The organism is Streptomyces spiroverticillatus (assembly GCA_014650415.1).
In the GTDB taxonomy this organism is placed as follows: domain Bacteria; phylum Actinomycetota; class Actinomycetes; order Streptomycetales; family Streptomycetaceae; genus Streptomyces; species Streptomyces spiroverticillatus.
In genome coordinates this window covers 484,238-505,584 of the sequence record BMUX01000001.1, presented here as the reverse complement: position 1 = coordinate 505,584, position 21,347 = coordinate 484,238, and the positions used below count along the sequence as shown (strand labels likewise).

General features: G+C 72.3%; 20 protein-coding genes. 15 read left to right on the top strand and 5 right to left on the bottom strand.

The annotated features are described in order from the left end of the window. Window positions 1–61: 61 nt before the first annotated feature. From IE269_RS02325 to IE269_RS02290, 8 genes are all read left to right on the top strand, one after another. The gene (locus IE269_RS02325; RefSeq protein ID WP_189820959.1) at window positions 62–1,777 is read left to right on the top strand and encodes a beta-N-acetylhexosaminidase; all 1,716 of its coding nucleotides are present in this window, start codon (window positions 62–64) and stop codon (window positions 1,775–1,777) included. Window positions 1,778–1,866: 89 nt separating this feature from the next. After that, window positions 1,867–2,109 carry a FitA-like ribbon-helix-helix domain-containing protein gene (locus tag IE269_RS02320; RefSeq protein ID WP_189820958.1) on the top strand — a complete coding sequence of 81 codons (243 nt, stop codon included), beginning with the start codon at window positions 1,867–1,869 and terminating at the stop codon, window positions 2,107–2,109. Further along, complete coding sequence (locus IE269_RS02315) at window positions 2,106–2,534, top strand: type II toxin-antitoxin system VapC family toxin (RefSeq protein WP_189820957.1); 429 nt, start codon at window positions 2,106–2,108, stop codon at window positions 2,532–2,534. Before IE269_RS02320 ends, IE269_RS02315 begins: the two co-directional genes overlap by 4 nt. Before the next feature lie 210 nt (window positions 2,535–2,744). Next, on the top strand, window positions 2,745–3,257 hold the full coding sequence (locus IE269_RS02310; RefSeq protein ID WP_189820956.1) for a hypothetical protein: 513 nt from the start codon (window positions 2,745–2,747) through the stop codon (window positions 3,255–3,257). Window positions 3,258–3,518: 261 nt separating this feature from the next. Beyond that, window positions 3,519–4,052, top strand: coding sequence for a hypothetical protein (locus IE269_RS02305; RefSeq protein ID WP_229897411.1), 534 nt, complete (start codon window positions 3,519–3,521; stop codon window positions 4,050–4,052). Window positions 4,053–4,368: 316 nt separating this feature from the next. Beyond that, on the top strand, window positions 4,369–5,088 hold the full coding sequence (locus tag IE269_RS02300) for an RNA polymerase sigma factor (RefSeq protein ID WP_189820955.1): 720 nt from the start codon (window positions 4,369–4,371) through the stop codon (window positions 5,086–5,088). Next, window positions 5,088–6,398, top strand: a complete 1,311-nt coding sequence (locus IE269_RS02295; protein WP_189820954.1) for a hypothetical protein — start codon at window positions 5,088–5,090, stop codon at window positions 6,396–6,398. Before IE269_RS02300 ends, IE269_RS02295 begins: the two co-directional genes overlap by 1 nt. A 562-nt stretch (window positions 6,399–6,960) precedes the next feature. Then, the gene (locus IE269_RS02290; protein WP_189820953.1) at window positions 6,961–7,869 is read left to right on the top strand and encodes a nitroreductase/quinone reductase family protein; all 909 of its coding nucleotides are present in this window, start codon (window positions 6,961–6,963) and stop codon (window positions 7,867–7,869) included. On the opposite strand, the gene IE269_RS02285 is transcribed toward IE269_RS02290, so the two are convergent. Next, entirely contained in the window at window positions 7,859–9,334 is a 1,476-nt protein-coding gene (locus IE269_RS02285; RefSeq protein ID WP_189820952.1) for an FAD-dependent monooxygenase, read from the bottom strand. The genes IE269_RS02290 and IE269_RS02285 overlap by 11 nt on opposite strands. A gap of 38 nt (window positions 9,335–9,372) precedes the next feature. Here IE269_RS02285 and IE269_RS02280 point away from each other — a divergent pair, with 38 nt between their 5' ends. Together IE269_RS02280 and IE269_RS02275 are read left to right on the top strand one after the other, a co-directional pair. Continuing rightward, window positions 9,373–10,032, top strand: coding sequence for a TetR/AcrR family transcriptional regulator C-terminal domain-containing protein (locus IE269_RS02280; protein WP_189820951.1), 660 nt, complete (start codon window positions 9,373–9,375; stop codon window positions 10,030–10,032). A gap of 159 nt (window positions 10,033–10,191) precedes the next feature. Continuing rightward, entirely contained in the window at window positions 10,192–10,734 is a 543-nt protein-coding gene (locus tag IE269_RS02275; RefSeq protein ID WP_189820950.1) for a hypothetical protein, read from the top strand. 542 nt (window positions 10,735–11,276) lie between these two features. Here IE269_RS02275 and IE269_RS02270 read toward each other — a convergent pair. The 4 genes from IE269_RS02270 to IE269_RS02255 all read right to left on the bottom strand — a co-directional run bounded on the left by IE269_RS02270 (window position 11,277) and on the right by IE269_RS02255 (window position 14,868). Then, the gene (locus IE269_RS02270; protein WP_189820949.1) at window positions 11,277–12,218 is read right to left on the bottom strand and encodes a DUF2228 domain-containing protein; all 942 of its coding nucleotides are present in this window, start codon (window positions 12,216–12,218) and stop codon (window positions 11,277–11,279) included. Next, the gene (locus tag IE269_RS02265) at window positions 12,215–12,352 is read right to left on the bottom strand and encodes a hypothetical protein (protein WP_189820948.1); all 138 of its coding nucleotides are present in this window, start codon (window positions 12,350–12,352) and stop codon (window positions 12,215–12,217) included. Before IE269_RS02265 ends, IE269_RS02270 begins: the two co-directional genes overlap by 4 nt. Before the next feature lie 168 nt (window positions 12,353–12,520). Beyond that, window positions 12,521–13,837 (bottom strand): alpha-2,8-polysialyltransferase family protein, encoded by a 1,317-nt coding sequence (locus IE269_RS02260; RefSeq protein ID WP_189820947.1) that lies wholly within the window; start codon window positions 13,835–13,837, stop codon window positions 12,521–12,523. Continuing rightward, the gene (locus IE269_RS02255; RefSeq protein ID WP_189820946.1) at window positions 13,834–14,868 is read right to left on the bottom strand and encodes a glycosyltransferase family 2 protein; all 1,035 of its coding nucleotides are present in this window, start codon (window positions 14,866–14,868) and stop codon (window positions 13,834–13,836) included. Before IE269_RS02255 ends, IE269_RS02260 begins: the two co-directional genes overlap by 4 nt. Window positions 14,869–15,044: 176 nt before the next feature. Between IE269_RS02255 and IE269_RS02250 the strand changes: the two genes are divergently transcribed. From IE269_RS02250 to IE269_RS02230, 5 genes are all read left to right on the top strand, one after another. After that, on the top strand, window positions 15,045–16,352 hold the full coding sequence (locus tag IE269_RS02250; RefSeq protein WP_229897410.1) for a DUF6716 putative glycosyltransferase: 1,308 nt from the start codon (window positions 15,045–15,047) through the stop codon (window positions 16,350–16,352). After that, window positions 16,352–17,689 carry an acylneuraminate cytidylyltransferase gene (locus IE269_RS02245; protein ID WP_189820945.1) on the top strand — a complete coding sequence of 446 codons (1,338 nt, stop codon included), beginning with the start codon at window positions 16,352–16,354 and terminating at the stop codon, window positions 17,687–17,689. Before IE269_RS02250 ends, IE269_RS02245 begins: the two co-directional genes overlap by 1 nt. 11 nt (window positions 17,690–17,700) lie before the next feature. Further along, window positions 17,701–18,681, top strand: a complete 981-nt coding sequence (locus tag IE269_RS02240; RefSeq protein WP_189820944.1) for an N-acetylneuraminate synthase family protein — start codon at window positions 17,701–17,703, stop codon at window positions 18,679–18,681. Between the two features lie 5 nt (window positions 18,682–18,686). Next, the gene (locus tag IE269_RS02235; protein ID WP_189820943.1) at window positions 18,687–19,763 is read left to right on the top strand and encodes a hypothetical protein; all 1,077 of its coding nucleotides are present in this window, start codon (window positions 18,687–18,689) and stop codon (window positions 19,761–19,763) included. 133 nt (window positions 19,764–19,896) lie between these two features. Further along, window positions 19,897–21,120 (top strand): M20 family metallopeptidase, encoded by a 1,224-nt coding sequence (locus IE269_RS02230; RefSeq protein WP_189821356.1) that lies wholly within the window; start codon window positions 19,897–19,899, stop codon window positions 21,118–21,120. Window positions 21,121–21,347: the final 227 nt, after the last annotated feature.

Sequence of the window (21,347 nt, the reverse complement as noted above, 5' to 3'; positions counted from 1 at the left end):
GGGGCTCGTACTTTCGGGGTGGTTGGGTGCGGTATGTGACACAAGTGAAAGTTGGGCACGGATGAGTTTTTCCCGAGGGCCGCAGGAACCGGAGTCACGCGCGCACGGGACGGGCGCGCACCGGGCCGGTGCACACCGCGCCGCGCGCCGGGCGCCGCGCGGTGCGCTGGTGGCCGGGGCGGTCGTGGCGATCGCCGCGGCGACGACGGTCACCGTCGCCGCCTGGCCGCAGTCCCCGGAGCCGGCCGCGAAGACTCCGGCCGCGCCCGGCGCGTCCACCCCCTCGGGGGCGTCCGGCGGCGACGCCAAGCCGCCCGCCCCGCCGGCCCCGGCCGCTTCCCCCACCCGCCCGGTGAGCGGGCCGCCCCGCACCATCCCCTTCGTACGGGACGTGAAGGCGGCCAGGGGCACCGGCTGGCGGCCCGTGGCCACCACCAGGGTCGTCGTCGCCGCGGGCAGCGAGAAGGCCCTGGCCGACGAGGGCAGGCTGCTCGCGGGAGAGCTGAAGAAGAGGTACGCGCAGGGCGTCCCCGCCCGGCCCGGTGACGTGGAGCTGGCGATGGGGGCGCCGGGCGCGCCCGAGTCGTACACCGTCACCACCTCCGGCGGGAAGGTCCGCATCAGCGGCGGCGACGAGGCGGGCGTCTTCTACGGCACCCGCACCCTCAAGCAGGCCGTCCGCTCCGGCGGCGGGCTCGCGGAGGGCGTGCTGAAGGACGCACCGGCCAAGCCGAAGCGCGGGTTCGCGCTGGACACCGCCCGCAAGCACTTCGACGCGGCGTGGATCGAGGACCGCATCCGCGAGATGGGCGACCTCAAGCTGAACGAGTTCGGCCTGCACTTCTCCGACGACCAGGGCTTCCGGATCGCCTCCGACTCGCACCCGGAGATCGTCTCCAAGGACCACCTGACCAAGGCCGAGATCCGCCGCATCGTCGCGCTCGCCGCCTCCCGGCACATCCGGGTGATCCCCGAGATCGACTCGCCGGGGCACCTGGGCGCGGTCATCGCCGCGCACCCGGACCTCCAGTTGCGCAGCGTCTCGGGCAAGGCGTCGCGGGGTGCGGTCGACATCGCGAACCCCAAGGCGGCGAAGATCGTCGACGAGCTGCTGGCCGAGTACGCGGACCTCTTCCCCGGCTCGTACTGGCACCTGGGCGGCGACGAGTACCGCGCGCTGACCGTCTCCGACCCGGAGGCCACGTATCCGCAGCTCACCCGGGCCGCACGGGCCAAGCACGGCGCGCGGGCCCGGGTCCAGGACCTGGCCACGAGCTGGCTGAACGACCGGGCGACGGCGGTCCGGAAGAAGGGCAAGTCGGACATCCGGGCCTGGAACGACGGTTATTTCGAGGGGGGAATCGTCGACGCCCCGAAGTCCCGCGAGGTCGCGTACTGGACCGGCAAGGAGATCGGTGCGCGCAAGCCCCTCGCATACCTCCAGGAGGGCCGTCAGGTCCTGAACGTCAACGACGAGTACCTCTACTACGTGCTCGGCGAGCCCAACACCTTCACCTACCCGACCGGCCGCCGCATCTACGACGAGTGGACGCCGCGCGTCCTGCGCCACAGCGACAGCGTCCCGGCGCGCTACGACGCGCAGATCACCGGCGGGCAGCTCGCGGTCTGGTGCGACTACCACAACGCGCAGACGCAGCGGCAGGTGGCGAAGGGGGTCCGGCTGCCGCTGCGGGCCGTCGCCCAGAAGCTGTGGGACCCGAGGAAGCCGAAGCTGGACTGGGAGGGCTTCAAGGGGCTGGCGGGGGAGGTGGGTTAGCCGGCGTGACTGTGGGCCTGGGCCCCCGCTGTGTGGCGGAACACCGCCGTCTGCAAGCAGAATGCTTGCAATGCGGCTATTCTTGCTGCATGGCGACTCTCTATGTACGCGACCTGTCCGAGGAAGCGCTCACCGAGCTGAAGATAAGGGCGGCGCGCAACCGCCAGTCCTTGCAGGCCTATGCGCGGACCCTGCTGGAGGAGGAAGCGGCCACGCCCTCACTGGAGGACGTGATCGGGCGCATCGAGGAACGGGCGACGGCCGACCTTTCCGCGACCTCGTCCACCGACGAGATCGTCTCCGACATCGATCACGGAAGGCGTCGCGGATGATCGTGGTCGACGCGGGGCTGCTGGTCTGGCTCCTCTGCGACAAGGGCCGCATCGGCAGAGCGGCGCGGGACAGGGTGCGGGGCGAGCGACTGCTTGCCCCGCACCTGGTCGACGTAGAGGTGACCTCGGCCCTGCTCGGGCGTCATCGGGGCGGCAAACTCACCGACACCGAACGGGACGAGGCCTTCGCGGCTCTTGCGATGTTGCCGGTGCGGCGCTTCAAGCACCTCCCGCTGGTGCCGCGCGCCCGGGAGCTCTCCGCCAATCTGTCGCCGTACGACGCCATGTACGTCGCTCTCGCGGAGGGCTTCGGCGTCCCGCTGCTGACGAGCGACGGGCGCATCAAGGACGGTGCGGCGAGCGTCGGGGCCAAGTGCGAGGTCGAAGTTCTCAACGAGCGCACCGTGCCGAACGACGGAAGCTGACCCGCATGCAGGACGCCAAGGCCGGAAGGGCAATTCCGGTCGGATCAGCGGTGTGATTCAGGCCGCAGTCGGACTCCGATGGCCATGACCCCCCGTCATGTGGGCACAATGTGCCAGGACTGTGGTGGATACGTGCGCAACTGGCCGTTCCGGCAAAGTCCGGGTGAGGCTTGAGCCTCTTGAGGTCAACGCGTGGGGGGAGTGGGAAACATGGGTTTCTGGGGTTACTTCGTCGTAGGGAAGAACGCCGGGCCGCTCTCGGAGCTGGATGCATTGGCCGAGGTCAGACAGGATCTGGCGCTATACGACGAGCGCACCGGCGGCTGGCAGGTCTGGGAGCGTCCGAGCGAGCCCGAGGTCGGGGACATGGGCGCGCTGGCGCGCGGCGTGTGCCGGGACACCGGGGCGCCGGCGCTGTTCGCGTTCGTCATGGGCAGCGACTGCGTGGTCATCGAGGCCGCGTCGCCCGAGGGCGGTTCGTGGTTCGCGTGCCTGGGCCGCGAGGCGATGGCCGAGTACCTGAAGGCGGACGGGCTGCTCCTGGAGGACCTGTTCCTGTCGGCGGAGGACGCCGCCGAGAAGGCCGTGGCCTGGGCCGCGGAGGCGGGCCGGACCGTCGAACTGGAGCCGCTGACCGCGGTGCTGAAGGCGGAGGCCGACCCGCTGGCCGAGGAACTGTTCGGGTACTTCCTGGACGTACTGGGCCTTGAGCGCCGGCAGTGACGTTCCGCCACGCGTGAGGCGTCGTGTGAGGCGTCGTGTGAGGTGACGTTTCCTCGGGGCCTGCCCCTCGCTGCCGCTCGGCGGTGGCGAGGGGCAGGCCCCTGTGCGTGGAAGATGCCGGTGTGACGCATTTCGTCCCCCGTACGCAGACGGAAGCAGAGGGTCCGTGTCAGGCGGGCCGAACTGCCGCCGTACGGTGGCGTCCACCGTCCCGCGCGGGGCGGCCGGGGACACCGCCCGTACCGGGGCCGAGGAGGACGCGTGAGCCTGCCGACGGTCGAACTGACCGACCGGATCTCCCGTGCCGACGAGCGCGCACTCGCCGTCAGTGCACTCGCCTGCCTGGATCGTTGCCTGCCGCTCCTGGAGTACGAGGCCGGAGTCGCCGTCGACTCGGACGCCGCCCTGCGTCCGCTCTGGGAGGCCGCCGAGGGCGGCGAGGAGTGGCTGAGCCGGTTGCGGCAGGCCGCCGCCCTGGTCGTACGAGCCGTGACGCAGACGGAGTCCGCGCCGGTGGCGGTGCTGCGCCGGGCCGCGGCCGTGCCCCGTGTGTACGCGGCGGACGAGCTGCGGATCTGGGCCGGGGAGTGCTCGGCCGCCGCCCTCGCCGTGCACCGGTACCTGGACGGCGACCGGGACGACGGGCCGCTGGCCACCGGTGAACTCCGCCGCCAGGAACGCCTGCTCGGCCTGCTCGCCGGGGACGGCGACGGACTGCGGGCGGCCTTCGTGCAGTCGACGGAGGGCAAGCGGGTACTGCGGGCTGCGGCGGCGCGGAGGGCGCGGCGGGCCTGAGATTCCCGTGGGCTGTGGGGCCGGAAGGGCGGCCGGAGTCGCCACCCCCCACAGGAGTGACCCCGGCCGCCGATCCGTGCGGGCTGTGCGACGAGCCCGTATCCCTTACTGCGCCGCCGGTGCGTTTTCTGTCACACCTCGGTGAGTCAGCAGGTCGTTGCAGGTTGTACAAGTCATGGACTAATCGCCCGTCGGCGTCGTAGCGTGCACATTCGCGCTGGGGCGGGTGCAAGTGGTGCACGTGGTGCACGGGGTGCACTCCGGGGACCGGCACCGACTGGGGACAGCCAGCATCGACTGGGGACAGGTTGAGATAGTGCTGGGGGACGACGCGGAGCTGACCGCCGCGGTGCTCGCGGCACAGGACGGGAACGAGCAGGCGTTCCGGACTGTGTACCGTGCCGTGCATCCACGGCTTTTGGGCTACATACGCACACTGGTCGGCGAACCGGACGCGGAGGACGTCGCGTCCGAGGCCTGGCTCCAGATAGCCCGTGACCTGGACCGCTTCCACGGCGACGCGGACCGGTTCCGGGGCTGGGCGGCGAGGATCGGCCGCAACCGGGCGCTCGACCACATCCGGATGCGGGGCCGGCGTCCCGCCGTGGGCGGCGACGACACCGAACTCGCCGAGGAACCCGCCGCCTCCGACACGGCGGGCGAGGCCATGGAGTCGCTGGCCACCGACCGCACCATGGCGCTCATCGCGCAGCTCCCGCAGGACCAGGCGGAGGCTGTCGTGCTGCGCGTGGTCGTCGGGCTGGACGCGAAGAGCGCCGCGAAGACGCTGGGCAAGCGGCCCGGTGCCGTGCGCACGGCTGCTCACCGGGGCCTCAAGCGGCTGGCCGAACTGCTCGGCGGTGCGGGTCAGGAAGGTGGGGCGCCCTGGGGCGACGGTCCGGCGGATGGTCTGCTGGACGTCGTGCCGCCGCAGCGGGACAGGCGGCATGCGGGGCCTGCGGGTGCGGGTGTCGGGGCGATGGTGCAAGGCCCGTGTGTGACGCATTCACGCGCGCGGACGCAGAGGGAAACGTGATGGCCGACGAGCGCTACGAGTGGCTTGACGAGGCGGCGGCGGAACGCCTGCTGCGCGGCGAGCCGGACGAGAACGCGGGGCCCTCGGGCGGGGGCGCGTTGGGTGTGGGTTCCTCGGGTGATGGTGCGGTTCCGTTCGGTACGGACGCGGAGGGTGCGGCGGCAGCGGCGGCGGGTGCGTCGGGTGAGGCCGTCTCCGGTGCGGGCCTCTCCCGGGCCGGGGCGGATTCCTCCCGGGTGGGAGAGGTGGAAGTCGCGGCTGCGCTCGACGGCTTGCGCGCGGCGGCGGACGGGGGCACGGCTTCCGGACACGGATCCGGTACGGGCTCGGGCTCCGCTGCCGGCTCCGGGGTGCGGGAGTTGCCAGGGGAGGCGGCTGCGCTGGCGGCGTTCCGGCAGTCCCGGTGCGTGGCTTCGGCCCGGCGGCGCTCCCGGTGGGGGCGGCCCCTGCGGCTGGGCCTGGTCACGGTGGTGGCGGCCGGAGCGTTGGGCGGTGTGGCCGTCGCCGCCGGTACGGGAGTGCTTCCCGGCCCCTTCCTGTTCGGGCACGTGGAGCCCGACCCCGCCTCCTCGGTGTCGGTGGCGAGCCCCGACTCCGCGGAGCACGAGGTTGATCCGGAATCCACCGAGGGCCCTCAACCGGAACGTTCCGGACCGCCCGAGAAGCCGACCGGGGGCAGCCCTCCGCCGGCCACCGGCGGCGAGTCCTCCGGCGGCAGCCGGGTGAGCGGAGGCACCACCGGCGACGACCGGGACGGTTCGGCGGATCCGGGCGGCGGCTCGAAGGGCACCGACCAGGACACCGGTTCCGGGGCGTCGACCACCGACCCCTCAAAGGGCCGGGAACCGGACTCCTCCCAGGGATCGGGCGACAAGGAGGGCCAGGGCAAGGGGTGGCAGCAGCGCACCGTCAAGGCGTGCCGCGACTACCGGGCCAACCGGCTGCCGGACCAGGTCAAGCAGTACCTGGAGGCCCAGGCCAAGGGTGCCGACGGCATCGCCCGCTTCTGCGACCGCCTCCTCGACGGCAAGGGCGGCGACAACGGAGCCGTCCCGCCGCTCCCCGGCGATGACGGCAACCAGGGCCCCGGCAGCGGAAACGGAACCGGTTCCGGAGGCGGAACCGGCGGCAAGGGCGAGAACGACGACCACGTCAACGACGACGGGGGCCGCGGCAACGGCTCCCGGGGCGGCAAGGGCAACCACCGCACCGACGCGAAGGCCCTGAAGCGCGCCCCCGCGCGTGCCCTCACCCCCGCCCGCCGCACGGCGTTCACACCCTCCGGGAAACTTCCTTCGTCGCAGGTGTGACGTTTTTCGAGCCGGTGACGCTGTAGGGAATGTGCCGACTGGTCATCGGCCGCGCACGAGCCGGGGTTCCCCCCGTACCTGTGGCTCTGCGCACCTGGCGCGGGCGGGATTCGTTCCCCCGATCCCGCCCGCGCCTCCTTTCCTCGCGCTCTCCGCCGCGTCCCGTGTCTCGCGCACCTCCCGCACACCTCGTATGCGCAACAGGGCTGACGCGCACAGCGGCCCCCACACCGCCCCGCCCTTCGCGCATGTCACACGCGTACGGACCCGTGTTGACACATCCGGACCCGACGACCTCTAATGATCGGCGTGCAGCGCGGTCCCGGCCACAGAGCAGTGGGCAGGCCGGTGACCGAGCCAGCACCCTTCCCGCAGAGGGCGATCGCGATGAGCCGAGACTCCGCACGCTTCCGCAGTACCTGACGCCAGCACCTGACGCCACCGTTCCGCGTCCCCGCACCACCCCTCCTTCCTCTCCTCCGTGCCGCACGGGCGTGCCTTGTTCAGGGCACCCCGCCTGCCGCGGAGTCACCCACACCTGTTCAGGAGACGGCGACACCGTATGAGATTCAACCAATGGGTCATCGACGAGTTCCGCGCCCACGAGGGAAAGGTGGGCGGCCCCTTCGAGGGCGGTGACCTGCTCCTCCTCACCACCACCGGCGCGAGGTCCGGCGCCCGGCACACCGTCCCGCTCGGTTACGCCCGCACCGAGGACGGCCGACTCCTCGTCACCGGCTCGAACTTGGGCGCCGACACCCACCCCGCCTGGTACCACAACGTCCTCACCCACCCCGCCGTCGAGGTGGAGGTCGGCACGGAGTCCTTCGGCGCGGTCGCCGTCCCGGCCGAGGGGGAGCGCCGCGACCGCCTCTTCGAGCGGATCGTGCGTACGTCCTCCGGTTACGCCGACTACCAGGCGCAGACCGCGCGCATCCTCCCGGTCGTCGTCCTCGAACGCACCGAGTACGGTCCCGCAGGCGGCCCGCGCCCGGCCCTGACCGTCGGCGACAAGCTGCTCGAGATCCACGTCTGGCTGCGCGGCCAGCTCGCCCGCGTCCGCGCCGACGCCGAGGCCCACTTCGCGGCGGCCGCCGCCGACCCGGGCGCGCCGACCCTCCCCGGCCTGGGCCTCCAGATCCGCCAGCACTGCCTGGCCTTCTGCGAGACCCTCGACTTCCACCACCGCAGCGAGGACGCGGCGGTCTTCCCCCAGATCGAGCACCATCAGCCGCACCTGGCGGAGGCCCTCGCCCGGCTCCGGGAGGAGCACCGCAAGGTGGCCGACCTGAAGTCCGAACTCGCCGCCCACATAAGGGAGTTCAGGACCGCCGACCCCGGCACCTTCCTCGCCGAACTCACCCGGATGTCCGAGGAGCTGACCGCCCACATGGACTACGAGGAGTCGGTGATCCTGCCGATCCTCTCCGGCATCCCGCTCCCGTCGGGCCCGCCCCCGGCTACCGCATGACCGAGGCGGCGAACTGGCCCACGTAGGAGGCCAGTTCGCCGCCGTCGCGCCCGGCCCAGGTCAGATACCCGTCCGGCCGGACCAGGAAGAGCCCCTCGCCGTACGCCGCCAGCCCCGGCGCGTGCACGGTGTGCAGCCAGTCCTTCTCGTACTCGTACGCCGCCGGGGCCGCCGCCCCCACCGCCACCAGCGTGAAGTGCGGCCCCCGGTAGGCGTCGAACAGCCGCGTGCCGTCCGCGAGGCGGGCGTCCGGTGCGCGGTCGCCCGCCTCCAGCGCCCCGGCGGCACCGGCCGACAGCGGTCCGCCCCGGTAGCCGAGCCCCAACTGCTGGGTGGCAGCGCCGCGTTGCCGCTCGCCCCGGTGCACCTGTGTGCTGAGGCCGAGCATGTCCGCCGCGACGGGGCGGCGCTCCTGCTCGTACGTGTCGAGGAGGGCGGGATCGGCCCCGTACCGCAGTACCTGGCCGAGCTTCCACCCGAGGTTGTACGCGTCCTGCACGGAGGTGTTGAGGCCCTGGCCGCCCGCCGGGGAGTGGATGTGCGCGGCGTCCCCGGCGAGGAAGACGCGCCCGTTGCGGAAGCGCTCGGCGAGGGCGGCGCGCGGGCGGAAGTCGGAGGTCCACAGGACGTGCGCGATGTCGTCGGGCCTCAAGTGGCTGCGCGCGCCGACGAGTTGACGTACGCCGTCCGGAGAGGTGTCGGGGGTGGCGGTCTCGTCGGCGTACTGGGCCATCAGCTGGAAGTCGTCCGTGCCGGGCAGTGGGCACAGCGCGAGGAGACCGTCCTCGGCCTGCGGGAAGAGGTGCCAGTTGTCCCGGTCGAGCGCCTCGGGCCGTACGCGGACGTCGGCGACGAGCATGGGCGCGGGGTCGACGGTCTCGCCGTCCATGCGGATGCCGAGTGCGCCGCGTACGGTGCTGCGCCCGCCGTCGGCGGCGACCAGGTAGGCGGCGCGGATGCGGCGCCCGTCGTGGAGGCGGACGGTGACGCCGTCGGTGTCCTGCGTCAACTCGGCTACCGCAGCGTCGAACTGGACCGTGCCACCCAGCTCCCCGAGCCGCGCGTGCAGGATCTCCTGCGTCCGCCACTGGGGGATCATCCGGGGCCGCCCCGCGTACGGCTCGGCCTCGGTGCGCTCGGTCGGCTCGAACATGTCGTACGGGCCGAGGCGTGAGCCGTCCGCGCCCCAGGCCATGCCGACCGGGGCGGGACCGCTCGCCGCGAGGACCGCGTCCACGACCCCGAGGTCGTCGAAGACCTCCAGGGTGCGCGGCTGGAGGCCCTTGCCGCGCGAGCCGGGGAACAGGCGGCCGGCGCGCTCGACGACCAGGGCGTCGACGCCGCGCCGGGCGAGGTCGCAGGCGAGGGCGAGGCCGGTGGGTCCGGCGCCGACGATCAGCACGGAGGTCTCGGTGATCGCGGAAGTGTCGATTCCGGAGGTGTCCTTAACGCTGTTAAGTTCCATGTTCGCCAGCCTGCGCTTAACGCTGTTAAATTGTCAAGGTGGCTACGACGAAACTGGACCGGAAGCTGGTCGCCGAGACGGCCCTGCGACTCCTCAACGAGGTGGGGCTGGAGGGGCTGACCCTGCGCCTCATCGCCAAGGAGCTGGACGTCAAAGCCCCCGCGCTCTACTGGCACTTCAAGAACAAACAGGCCCTGCTCGACGAGATGGCCACCGAGATGCTGCGCCGAATGACGGCCGACTTCATGGGCCACACCGACGGTCTGGCCTGGGACGAAGCGCTGGTGCTCGCCATGCGCGGCCTGCGCGCCCACCTCCTGCGCCACCGCGACGGCGCCAAGGTCTACAGCGGCACGCACTTCACCGACCTGTCCTACGCCGCCCCCATGGAGGCCCACCTGCGCACCCTTGTGGACGGGGGTTTCACACCGGCCGGGGCGGCACGGGCCTGGTTCACGGCGTACGGCTACACGATCGGTTACGTCATCGAGGAGCAGTCGATGGGCCCCGCCCCCGACGCCGACCCGGACGGGGGCTACGACCTCGCCGCCCGCGCGGAACGCCTCGCCGCGTACCCGCTGGCGGCACAGTCCGGGCCGGTGATCTTCGCGCAGACGGAGGAGAGCTTCGAGCAGGGGCTGCGGGCCGTGGTGACGGGGATCGGGGCGGTCCTGCGGGCCGGGCCGGACCCGGCCTGAAACGCCCCGGCGGGCCTGTCAACTCACCGGTTGCCGGAGGAGTCCTTACCGGCAAGGGGGCGCCCGGCGGACGGTGTGTGCCCAGGGAATGGCACCGGGAGCCGGGGCAAGACGCGGGGAGACGGCGTTGCACGCGGAGGGCGGGAGGGGTGACCGGACGTGACGGTGCGGGAGAGGGGCTCGGCCCCGGGGATGTTCCTCAAGCGGGCCTACCGCACCGTGCAGCCCCTCCTGCCGCTCCTCGCCGTGTCGATGCTGGTGCAGACGGCCTGGCAGCTCGGCCCCGACGCGCTGTGGGGGAAAGTCCTGGTGTCCCTGGGCGTGTTCGCCGTGCTCGCCCTCTTCCTCTGGTGGCGGTGGGACGGCGACGGGCCCCCGCCGGACCCCGAGGAGATCAAACTCCGGTTCCGCCGCGAGACCGCCGCGACCGGCGAGTGGGTGCGGCTGGTGATCCCCGTACGGGCCGTGGAGCAGGGCCTCCCGGCCGGCGGCCACCATCTGGCCTTCACCGACCGCACGGTCACGGCCTTCACCTACGATCGCGAGACCGACACCTGCACCCGCCTGTGGCGCGCCGACCGCGACACGGTGACCTTGGAAGGCAAGTACCTGGTCGTGGCGCAGGGCGGGGAGTCCGAGCGGCGGGCACTGGTGCCGTACGTACTGCGCGGCGACGTGGAGTACTGGCAGCAGACCGGCTGAGCGTGGGGGAGCCGGTCGGCCGGAAGGGGGAGGGCATGGCGGCGGTACGAAGAACGACCCGGGCGGTGTCGGGTGCGGCGGGAGCGGTGGCCTTGGCGGCGGCGGTGACCTCGGGGGCCGTGGAGCTCGGCGCGTTCCGGGGCGCGTTCGCCGTGCTCGCGCTGACGATGGCAGTGCTGCCCGCACGGCTGCTGCTGCCGTCCCGGCGTCCGTCGGCGCCGGACGGTAGGGGGATCCCGCGCGGCCCGGTCGGCTGGCGGGCGACGCGCGTGCTGTACGGCGCGGCCATCGTCCTGGCGCTGGTCGCAGCCGGGTCCAGCGCAGCCGAGGGGGACTGGGGGGAGGCCCTCTTCCCGGCTGCCGTGGCCCTGTTCTTCCTCTCCTCGCTGCTGCTCCTCGTCGACATCCGCCGGGCCGGGCGGACGGGGCGGCCCCCCGGTGAGCCCCGCCGACGGCACCCGCACGACGCTCACCGAACGCGTTCTGCTCGCGTCCCTGCGGAAGCCGGACCCGGAGCAGTACGCGATCCGCATACGCCGCGTCTAACGTCCGCCCAGCACATCCACACTCGGCTGACCGCGATGCTCCCGCACCGCCGTCACCAGCTCCGCCAGCAGGGGCCGGTCCAGGGCCGTGTACGCCAGGACCAGCAGTTCATGGGCCTGGGCCTCCCGCACCGGGTCGCCCCACGACGCCCAGTGGAGGTCCCGGCCCAGGACGAGGGCCTCCGCCGGGTCGCCCGCCGCGCAGCGGGCACGCGCCTCCGTGACCCAGGCGGCGACGGTCTCGGGCTCGTCGAACCTGGCGTACAGGTACTGCGCGAACTTCTCCTCGTCCGCCCCGTTGTGCGGCGGCCGGTCCAGGATCGTGTCGCCGGTGACCAGGGCGCCCGCGCCGTCGAGGGTGGTGAGGCGGGCCGGTTCGGCGGGGGAGCGGAAGAAGGACCGGTCGTGGGCGCGGGAGTAGTCGAGGCCGGTCTCGGGCCGGTCGTCGGTCTCGAACGCCCTTATGTCCGTACGGAGTTGAGCCGCCGCCTCGATGCGGGCGGTCACCGCCGGATCGGTGGTGTCGTCGTCGTGGAGGTCCCGCCAGACGCGCTCCAGGGTGTCGCGGACGGTGGTCAGGGGGGTTCCGGTGGGGTCGTACTCGATGCCCCCGCCGTCGTGCGTGTAGTAGGACGCGACGCCCGCGCAGGTGCGGCCGTCGTCGAACCAGAGGCCGTGGTGCAGGCCGTCGGAGCCGCCGTGCAGGAAGGTCAGGAACTCCGGGGGGTCGCAGTAGTAGCGGCCGTGGGCCCGGAACTCCTTGCCGGGGAGAGGGGTGCGCGTCGGGTCGGCGAGGACGTCGACGACCCCGGCGGAGGAGACACCGAGGTCGGCGAGGGCGCGGGCGCTCCCGGGGGTGAGCGCGGCGAGGAAGTCGCGGAAGCGGAGGAGGGAGTCGGGGGTCTCGAACCCCCACGGGTGCAGGGCGGTCGTCGTCATGGGGTGAGGCTAACGACCGCCGCTTCCGGGCGGGCCGGGGAGTCCGGGGAGCCCTGGGCCTGCATCAGCGGAATGTGCAGGACGAGGGCGACGCAGGCGATGACGAGGTGTCGGCGGGGGATGCGGGTGGCCACGGGAGGACTCCCTTCGCTGGTTCCGGTGGTGCTGGGGGGCCAGTGCTTCGAAGGTAGGTCCGGCACGGGTACCGGGTCGTCACCCCGTGGTTCTCACTTCCGCGTAGTACTTGGGTACGAGGGGGCCAGGGCCGCGCCCCCCTCGCCCCGCCAGGGGGTCGCGCCCCCTCACCCCGCCAGTCGGCGGACCCGGCGGGCCACCCTGCGCACCGTCGGGTTGCGCGGGACGAACGCCAGCCGCCTCGGCAGCCCCCCGGGCAGGCCCAGCGCGGTCAGCCGCCGCCGCTTGAAGTAGCGGCGCGTGCGGGCGGAAAGGCCGGAACGGAGGTAGCGTTCCGCCGCCCCCCGCCGGTCGGACAGCACCTGTGGCTGCATCGCGTACCCCACCGCCGCGACCAGTGCCGCCGGGTCTGCCTGCGCGGCGGGGGCGGCCGCAGGAGCCTCCAGGTCCGGGAGGAGGGCATCCGCGAGCGTCACCGGGATGCGGTTGCTGTTCTCGTACGGAGTGAGGCGTTCGAGCAGCACGTCCGTGCCGACCCGCGCCACCGGAATCCCGTACAGCGCCTGCGCGGTGAACAGGGCGGTGGAGAAGCACCCCACCACCAGCGCCGGCCGCAGCCGCCGGAACAGGACCTCCGCGAGCAGCGGCGAGTCGAAGACCGCGAGGTCCGCGCCGAGCGCCCCCGCCTCCTCCTCCAGCCGCCGCGACCAGCCCGCCGGTGCCGACGGGTGCGGCTTGAACACCACCCGCCGGTGCCCGCGCGCCACCGCCCCCCGCAACATCCGTACGTGCAGGGCCTCTTCCTCCTCCGGCGTGAGGATGTCCAGCGCGGACAGGTACTGGCCGAGGAGCAGGGCGGGAGCGGTCGACGTATCTGTCAAGTCGCCGTCCGTGTAAGGGAGTTCACCGAGCACCTTGAGGAAAGCGTCCGTGGGTACGAGCGTCGACGGCACCCCGAACTCGCTCAGCAGCAGCGGCTTCAGCCCCGGTACCAGGTCCAGGTGGAGCAGCCGCCGCACCCGCCCCCCGACCAGCGGATCGAGCTTGTTGCGGGTGGGCCCGTAGCTCATCAGCCCGTCCGCGTACACCTCGATCGGCGCGTCCGGGAAGAGCTGCGCCACCGCCTGCGCGGGAGCGACCTGGATGGACTCCAGGACGAGGGAGACCGAGCAGCCCTCCAGCTCCCAGTTCCGCCTCAACTGCCGCTCCCACAGCGGCACATCGTCCGGGCGGGGCGTCCACCCGGAGGGGTGCAGCGGGGCGATCGTCGCGTTCCAGTCGAGTACGTCGTCGAAGCGCGTCCGGAGTGCCGCGAAGCCCGGGGCCTCGGTGAACGGCGGGGTGACCTCGGGGGTCGCCGCGTTGTTGCTGGTCAGCAGGATGCGGCGGTCGGCGGGCGGGAAGCTGCCGCTGTCCAGGGCGGCGGCCAGGGTGGCCGTCCCGTACAGGGTGGAGGCCAGGAAGAGCTGCACGGTGTCGCTCACGCGGCGGCCCCCGTACCGGTCCCGGTGCCCGTACCCGTGCCCGAGCCCGAGCCCGGGAGCGTGCCCGGGAGCCCCCGCCGCAGCCGCCGCAGCCGGGTCGCCCGGTCCACATCCATCGCGTTCAGGGCCTCCGCCAGAATTCCCTGCGGCATTCTCCGCAGTGCCGCCGCACTCATCGCCCGCAATTTCCTCGCCACCGCCGGTTCGAACCTTTTCGAGTCGTCCGCACTTCCCAAGTGGTGCGAAATGATCGCGCAGTAGGTACGCACCGCTTTCGGCAGAAGTGCGCGCGCATCCGAATCCCGTGCGGTTTCTTCGAGTACCTGGTCGAATGCACGAATGAAGTCGAGTTGTCGTACGTCCCCGATCTGCGTCAGCGAGGACGCGATGCCCCGCCGGTAGAAGACCCCCAGCAGCCCCACGACCCCGAAGGATTCCGCCTCCCGGTGCAGCCGCCAGATCCACGGCCGGTCCTCCGCCGTGCGCAGCCCGTCGGTGAAGTGCAGCAGTCCCCGGTCCAGGAGCCGGCGGTGGTAGACGCCCGCCCAGGCGTACGCGTAGTCCACCGAGGTCGAGCGGTCGGCGGGCAGGATCGCCTCGCGCGGCGGCATCGACTCGCCGCGCCGCCCGTGCGGGACGCGCTGCACGACCCGGGTGCGCCCGGTGCACTGCACATGGTCCGTACGGACGAAGTCACACCCCAAGTCCTCGATCGCATCGACCAGTTGACCCAGATACCCCGGAGCCAGCCAGTCGTCGCCGTCCAGGAAGGTCAGGTACTCGCCGCGCGCCGCGTCCAGGCCCGTGTTGCGGGCCGTCGCGAGCCCGCCGTTGCGTTCGTGTCTGAGCAGCACCGCCCCCGGAAGATCACGCTCCGCCCGGGCGAGGAGTTCCGGGGTCGCGTCCGTCGAGCAGTCGTCGACGAGGAGGAATTCGAAGTCCTCGCGCGCGTTCGCACGCAGACTTCGCAGGGCATCGGGGGCGTATGTCTGCACGTTGTAGAACGGCACGACGACGGAGAGCTTGACCACAGCCGGGACATTAGGGCGCGGGGGCGGATGTCGGATGAACCGGCCGTGTCCGGGCGGTGAAGTGCGCGGGTATTCGCCCCCGAATTCGCTGCGGGTAACGCCTTGTCGGCTCCTGTTAACCCTTTGTTGCGGCCGAGTTGGGCCGCTCAGTGGAACCGGTCCCTAACTTGTCCGTCGTGCCCACGCTTACGAGTGCAACATTCACCGGCACGGCAAGTGCGAGGAATTCCCTGCGAGTTGCCGTCATCGCGGATTCGGACACCCGTTGGAAATGGGGTGCGCTGACGGCGCGCCGCATTGCGGAGGGGTGTGCGGACGCGGAACTGACCGGCTTCCTGCTGCGGGGCCGCGCGACGCCGACGGCCCGTCAGCTCTCGGAAGTTGGCGCGGACTTGGCGGACCCCCGCGAGGTCACCGGGGCGGAATTCCTCGCTTCGGTCGAGCGAGGGCCGTACGACGTCGTTGTCCTCGCCCTCGTCGGCGGCTCGGTGCAGGCGCTGCTGCACGGGATGGCGCGGCTGTGGCCGGGCCCGCAGCACCGGCCGGTGCTCGTCACCGGATACGTGGGTGTCGTATACGAAAAGCTGACCGACGGGCTGTTGCTGCGCCACGGCGCGGACCTCGTCCTCGCCAACTCCCCTTACGACGAACGCCGGTTCACGCAGGTGTACGAGGGAGTGGGTGCCGACGCGTCCGCCGTGACCCGCGCCGCGCTGCCCTTCCTCGGCGGCGCGCCCTATGCCGGGGTCGCCGACGCGGTGGTGTTCGCCGCGCAGCCGTCGGTGCCGGAGCGGCGGGCGGACCGGGCGTACCTGCTGCGACGGCTGGTGCAGCACGCGCGGCTGCACCCTGGCCGGGAGGTCGTCCTCAAACTCCGCAGCAAGCCGGGCGAGCACACGACCCACATCGAGGAGCTCCCCTACCAGCGTCTCGTACGGGACCTCGCTCCGCCCGCCAACTTCCGCCTCGCATACGGGCACATGGGCGAGATCCTGGACCGCGCGGGCCTCCTCGTCACCGTCAGCTCCACCGCCGCGCTGGAGTCCCTGCACCGGGGCATCCCCACCGCGATCCTCACCGACCTCGGCGTCCGCGAGCCGCTCGGCAACCACTACTTCCTCGGCTCCGGCTGCCTGACCTCCTGGGACGCCCTGGACGCGGGCCACCGGCCGGAGGCGTCGGGGGAGTGGCTGCGGGACCAGGGGGTGGTCGCGTCGGGCGATTCGTACGACCCGTACGACGCCGTACGCGACCGGATCGCCGACCTCCTCGCCCGCCCCGTCCTCCCGTCGCCGTCCCCCTACTACAGCCCCGCCACCGCGACCGGCTACCTCCCCGGCATCCTCGCCCGCCACCGCCTCGACGAGGCCCCGCGCGGAGAGGTGTCCAGGGCGCGCCGGCTGGTCCGGGAGGCGGCACGGGGGGCGTACCGGCACGGGGTGCAGAGGGTCGCGCCGGTCATTCGACGCATGGGAGAGCTGTGATGGAACGCGTTCCTGGCCGCAGGGTGCTGGCCGTGATCCCCGCCCGGGGCGGCTCGAAGGGAGTGCCGGGCAAGAACCTGGCACCGGTGGGGGGAGTGCCGCTGGTCGTACGGGCGGTACGGGCCTGCCTCGCTGCGCGGCACGTCACGGAGGTCGTGGTCTCGACGGACTCCGAGGAGATCGCGGCGGTGGCGCTGGCGGCCGGGGCGGAGGTCGTGATCCGCCCGTCCGCCCTCTCGGGCGACACGGCCTCCAGCGAGGCGGCCGTCCTCCACGCCCTGGACGCCCAGGCGGAGGAGCCGGATGTGGTCCTCCTGGTCCAGTGCACGAGCCCCTTCGTGACCGCGTCCGACGTGGACGGCGTCGCCTCGGCAGTCCTCGCCGGAGCGGACAGCGCACTGACGGTCGCCCCGTTCCACGGCTTCGTATGGCGCGAGGCACCGGGGGAGGCTGCGGAGCAGCCCCCCAGGGGCGCGGGGAACTGCGCGACCAGCCACGACGCACCCGCACGCAACGGGGCCCCGCTCCCGCAGGGTCTAGGTGAAGGGGCGGGGCTGGGGCAGCCCGCCGCAGGCGAGACCCGCACGTGGACGCACCCGAGCACAGGCACCGGCGTCAACCACGACAAGGCGACCCGCCCGAGGCGCCAGGACCGCCCCCAGGACTTCCTGGAGACCGGTGCCGCCTACGCCATGGACACCGCAGGGTTCCGAGCACACCGCCACCGCTTCTTCGGCCGCACCGAGCTCGTGCACACCGACCCCGCCCGCGTACTCGAAATCGACGACCCCCACGACCTGGCAAGGGCCCGCGCCCTCGCCCCCCTCCTCGACCCGCCCCAGCACCCCGCCCTCGCCGACATCGACGCCCTCGTCATGGACTTCGACGGCACCCAGACCGACGACCGCGTCTGGATCGACGCGGACGGGCACGAAACGGTCTCCGTGCACCGCGGCGACGGCCTCGGCATCGCCGCCCTCCGCAGGAGCGGCCTGCCCCTCCTCACCCTCTCCACCGAGGTCAACCCCGTCGTCGCCGCCCGCGCCCGCAAGCTCCGCATCCCCGTCCTGCACGGCATCGACCGCAAGGACGCCGCCCTCAAGGAGTGGTGCGCCGAGCAGCGGATCGACCCCTCCCGAGTCCTCTACGTCGGCAACGACGTCAACGACCTCCCCTGCTTCTCCCTCGTCGGCTGGCCCGTCGCCGTGGCCGACGCCCACGACCACGTGCGGGCCGCCGCCCGCACCGTGACCACCACCCCCGGCGGCCGCGGAGCGATCCGCGAAATCGCCGCCTGGCTCCTCGGACCCGAGCTCAACACCCCCAACACCCCGTAAGGACCCCGCACATGAGCAACACCAGCACCAACACCACCCGCCTCCGCACCCTCGGCACCAAGACCGCCGGCCCCGGCCACCCCGTCTACATCACCGGCGAGATCGGCATCAACCACAACGGCGACCTCGACAAGGCCCTCGCCCTCGTCGACGCCGCCGCCGAGGCCGGCTGCGACGCCGTGAAGTTCCAGAAGCGCACCCCCGAGATCTGCACCCCCCGCGACCAGTGGGACATCGAGCGCGACACCCCGTGGGGCCGGATGACGTACATCGACTACCGCCACCGCGTCGAGTTCGGCGAGGACGAGTACCGCGCCATCGACGCCCACTGCAAGAAGCGCGGCATCGACTGGTTCGCCTCCCCGTGGGACACCGAGGCCGTCGCCTTCCTGGAGAAGTTCGACGTCCCCGCCCACAAGGTGGCCTCCGCATCCCTCACCGACGACGAGCTCCTCCGCGAGCTGCGCGCCACCGGCCGCACGATCATCCTCTCCACCGGCATGTCCACCCCGGCCCAGATCCGGCACGCCGTCGAGGTCCTCGGCAGCGCCAACATCCTTCTCTGCCACGCCACGTCGACGTACCCCGCCGTCGCCGACGAGCTGAACCTCCGCGTCATCCACACCCTCCAGGCCGAGTACCCCAACGTCCCCATCGGCTACAGCGGCCACGAGACGGGCCTGCAGACCACCCTCGCCGCCGTCGCCCTCGGCGCCGCCTTCGTCGAGCGGCACATCACCCTCGACCGCGCCATGTGGGGCTCCGACCAGGCCGCCTCCGTCGAGCCCGGCGGCCTCACCCGCCTCGTCCGCGACATCCGCACCATCGAGGCGTCCCTCGGCGACGGCGTCAAGAAGGTCTACGAGTCCGAGCTCGCCCCGATGCGCAAGCTCCGGCGCGTCCCCGGCGTCGTAGCCCAGCAGGAAGCCAGCACCGAAGCCAGCACCGAAGCCCGCACCGAAGCCGACCACCCCCAGCCCGCAGGAGTCTGACGGCCATGACCCCGAGCAGCGCCGCCCCGCCCGCCCCCACCACGCTCGCCTTCGTCGAAAGCCCCGTCCAGCTCCTCAACGTCCTGGAGTGGGCCCACGTCCAGGCGGCCCCCACCACGCCGCTCGACATGACGATCGTCGTCCTCTCCCCCCGCGACCCCATGTCCCGCGGCCAGCTCCGCCGCATGGCCGAACTCGCCCGCGGCGAGGGCTGCGCGGTGCGCTGGGAGGACGCCCGGGAGGGGGCCGGGGCGCCGCTGCGCACCGTCGCAGGGCTCGCCCCCGCCCTGCGACGGGCCCGTACCGTCGTCATCGGCGACCCCTTCTCCCGGTACGTCCAACTGCTGCTGACCCTCGTCAAGGCCCCGCACCTGGTGGTCGTCGACGACGGCACCGCCACCATGGAGTTCGCCGGCCAGCTCGCCCGCGGCGAGCGCCTGGTGCGCTGGCACCGGCGCGGCAACGGCGGCGGGGCGCGCGAACTCCTCCTCGCCCCCGTCACCACCTCCGCACGCCGCCGCCTCGCCCCCACCCCCCGGCGCACCGTGGAACTCTTCACCGCGATGCCCGTCACCGAGGCCCTCCCCGGCCTCACCGTCACCGCAAACGAGCTGGCCTGGACCCGGGCCCGCTTCGGCCCGCCCCGCCTCACCCGCACGGCCGACCTCGTCGGTACGTCCCTGGTGGAGACCGGTGTCGTGGACCTGGAGCACTACATCGGCGCGGTCCGCTCGCTCACCCTGGACCACGGCGCCACCCGCTACTTCGCGCACCGGCGCGAGAACACCGACAAGCTGCACCGGCTCGCCCTGGAGACGGGTCTCGAAATCGTCCGCCCCGATCTGCCCCTCGAACTCATCGCCCGCAGAGGCCCGATCGGGCGTACGATCCTGAGCTTCCCCTCCACGGTCGTACACACGCTCCCCAGGGCACTCGTGGGGACGGACGTGAAGGTCGCGGTCTGTGACGTCGATCCGGGGTGGCTGGCGGCCGACGCCTCGCCGCGGGCCCGGGGCTTCCTGGCCGGGGTCACCGGAACCGCCCGTGACGTGCGGAAACTCCGGGTACTGCCCGCGACGTAACCCCGCTTCATACCCGTCTTACATCCTGGACACACCTCTGTCATGCAAATTTCTTACGCCTATCGGGCTGAACTTTTGTTGATGGGTAGGCAGTTGGGGGTCGGTTGCGCCTACCGTTGACGGGGTGAACCAGTTGATCTCCCTCGTGTCCGAAGCCGGTCCCGACGCCGGAGACGATCTGCCCGGCACGCTGCCCGACGCGCTGCGTGCCGAACTGATCGCCTTCCGCCGGGACTTGCACATGCACCCCGAGCTCGGCAACCAGGAGTTCCGCACCACCGCCGCCATCAAGGCGCGCCTGGAGAAGGCGGGCCTCAAGCCGCGCGTGCTCCCCGGCGGAACCGGGCTCATCTGCGACATCGGCGAGTGGGACGGCGTGACGCCGATGCTCGCGATGCGGGCGGACATCGACGCGCTGCCCATTCCGGACGCCAAGGTGGGGGTGGCCTACCGCTCCACGGTCCCGGACCGGGCGCACGCCTGCGGGCACGACGTGCACACCACGGTCGTCCTCGGCGCGGGCCTCGTCCTCGCCGAGCTGGACCGCAGGGGTCAACTGCCGCGTGCGGTACGGCTGCTGTTCCAGCCCGCCGAGGAGGTGCTGCCGGGCGGCGCCGCCGACGCCATCAAGGCGGGTGTTCTCAAGGGCGTCGGCCGCATGATCGCCGTGCACTGCGACCCCAAGGTCGACGCGGGGCGTATCGGCCTTCGCGTAGGCCCCATCACCTCTGCCTGCGACCGGCTGGAAATCGCTCTTGACGGCCCGGGTGGACACACGGCGCGCCCGCACCTGACCACGGACCTCGTGACGGCCGTGGCGAAGGTGGCCACCGAGGTTCCCGCCGTCATCTCGCGCCGCGTCGACGCCCGCTCGGGGCTCTCCGTCACCTGGGGCCGCATCGAGTCCGGCCACGCCTGCAACGTCATCCCGATGCACGCCGAACTGGCCGGCACGGTCCGCTGCCTGGACCTGGAGACCTGGCGCGAGGCCCCCGACCTCATCCACGCGGCCGTCGCCGACATCGCCGACCTGCACGGCGCGAAGTCCCAGATCAACTACATCCGGGGCGTCCCGCCGGTCGTCAACGACGGCACGGTCGTCGAGCTCCTCGTCAACGCCATGGCCGCACGCCTGGGCCCGTACTCCATCGAGGACACCGAGCAGAGCCTCGGCGGCGAGGACTTCTCCTGGTACCTCGAACACGTCCCCGGCGCGATGGCCCGTCTGGGCGTACGCACCCCCGGCGACACCGTCAAGCGCGACCTGCACCGCGGCGACTTCGACGTGGACGAGAGCGCGATCACCGTCGGGGTCGAACTCTTCACGGCTGCCGCACTGATGGACGCGAAGGGCTAGCGCGCAGGGCGATCCGGCCCTAGCTTCGTATGCAGCGGGGGCGTCCGCGGTGACCGAAAGGTGCCGCAGACGCCCTTTGTGCATTCCTCCAAGACGGTTCGCTATGTCCGTTGTGAGTATGTACATTGCTTATGTACGACACACCCTGGTGAATCGAACGCGCGACGATCCGGTAACGACTCATGAACGGGTCTTTAACCGGCATCTACGCGCGTTACGATCGCCGC

Excerpts from the sequence above, each read along its gene's own strand:
- IE269_RS02320 (WP_189820958.1), top strand. The coding sequence starts at position 1,867 with ATGGCGACTCTCTATGTACGCGACCTGTCCGAGGAAGCGCTCACCGAG.
- IE269_RS02270 (WP_189820949.1), bottom strand. The coding sequence starts at position 12,218 with ATGACGACGACCGCCCTGCACCCGTGGGGGTTCGAGACCCCCGACTCC.
- IE269_RS02290 (WP_189820953.1), top strand. The coding sequence starts at position 6,961 with ATGAGATTCAACCAATGGGTCATCGACGAGTTCCGCGCCCACGAGGGA.
- IE269_RS02325 (WP_189820959.1), top strand. The coding sequence starts at position 62 with ATGAGTTTTTCCCGAGGGCCGCAGGAACCGGAGTCACGCGCGCACGGG.
- IE269_RS02245 (WP_189820945.1), top strand. The coding sequence starts at position 16,352 with ATGGAACGCGTTCCTGGCCGCAGGGTGCTGGCCGTGATCCCCGCCCGG.
- IE269_RS02295 (WP_189820954.1), top strand. The coding sequence starts at position 5,088 with ATGGCCGACGAGCGCTACGAGTGGCTTGACGAGGCGGCGGCGGAACGC.
- IE269_RS02315 (WP_189820957.1), top strand. The coding sequence starts at position 2,106 with ATGATCGTGGTCGACGCGGGGCTGCTGGTCTGGCTCCTCTGCGACAAG.
- IE269_RS02285 (WP_189820952.1), bottom strand. The coding sequence starts at position 9,334 with ATGGAACTTAACAGCGTTAAGGACACCTCCGGAATCGACACTTCCGCG.
- IE269_RS02240 (WP_189820944.1), top strand. The coding sequence starts at position 17,701 with ATGAGCAACACCAGCACCAACACCACCCGCCTCCGCACCCTCGGCACC.
- IE269_RS02235 (WP_189820943.1), top strand. The coding sequence starts at position 18,687 with ATGACCCCGAGCAGCGCCGCCCCGCCCGCCCCCACCACGCTCGCCTTC.
- IE269_RS02310 (WP_189820956.1), top strand. The coding sequence starts at position 2,745 with ATGGGTTTCTGGGGTTACTTCGTCGTAGGGAAGAACGCCGGGCCGCTC.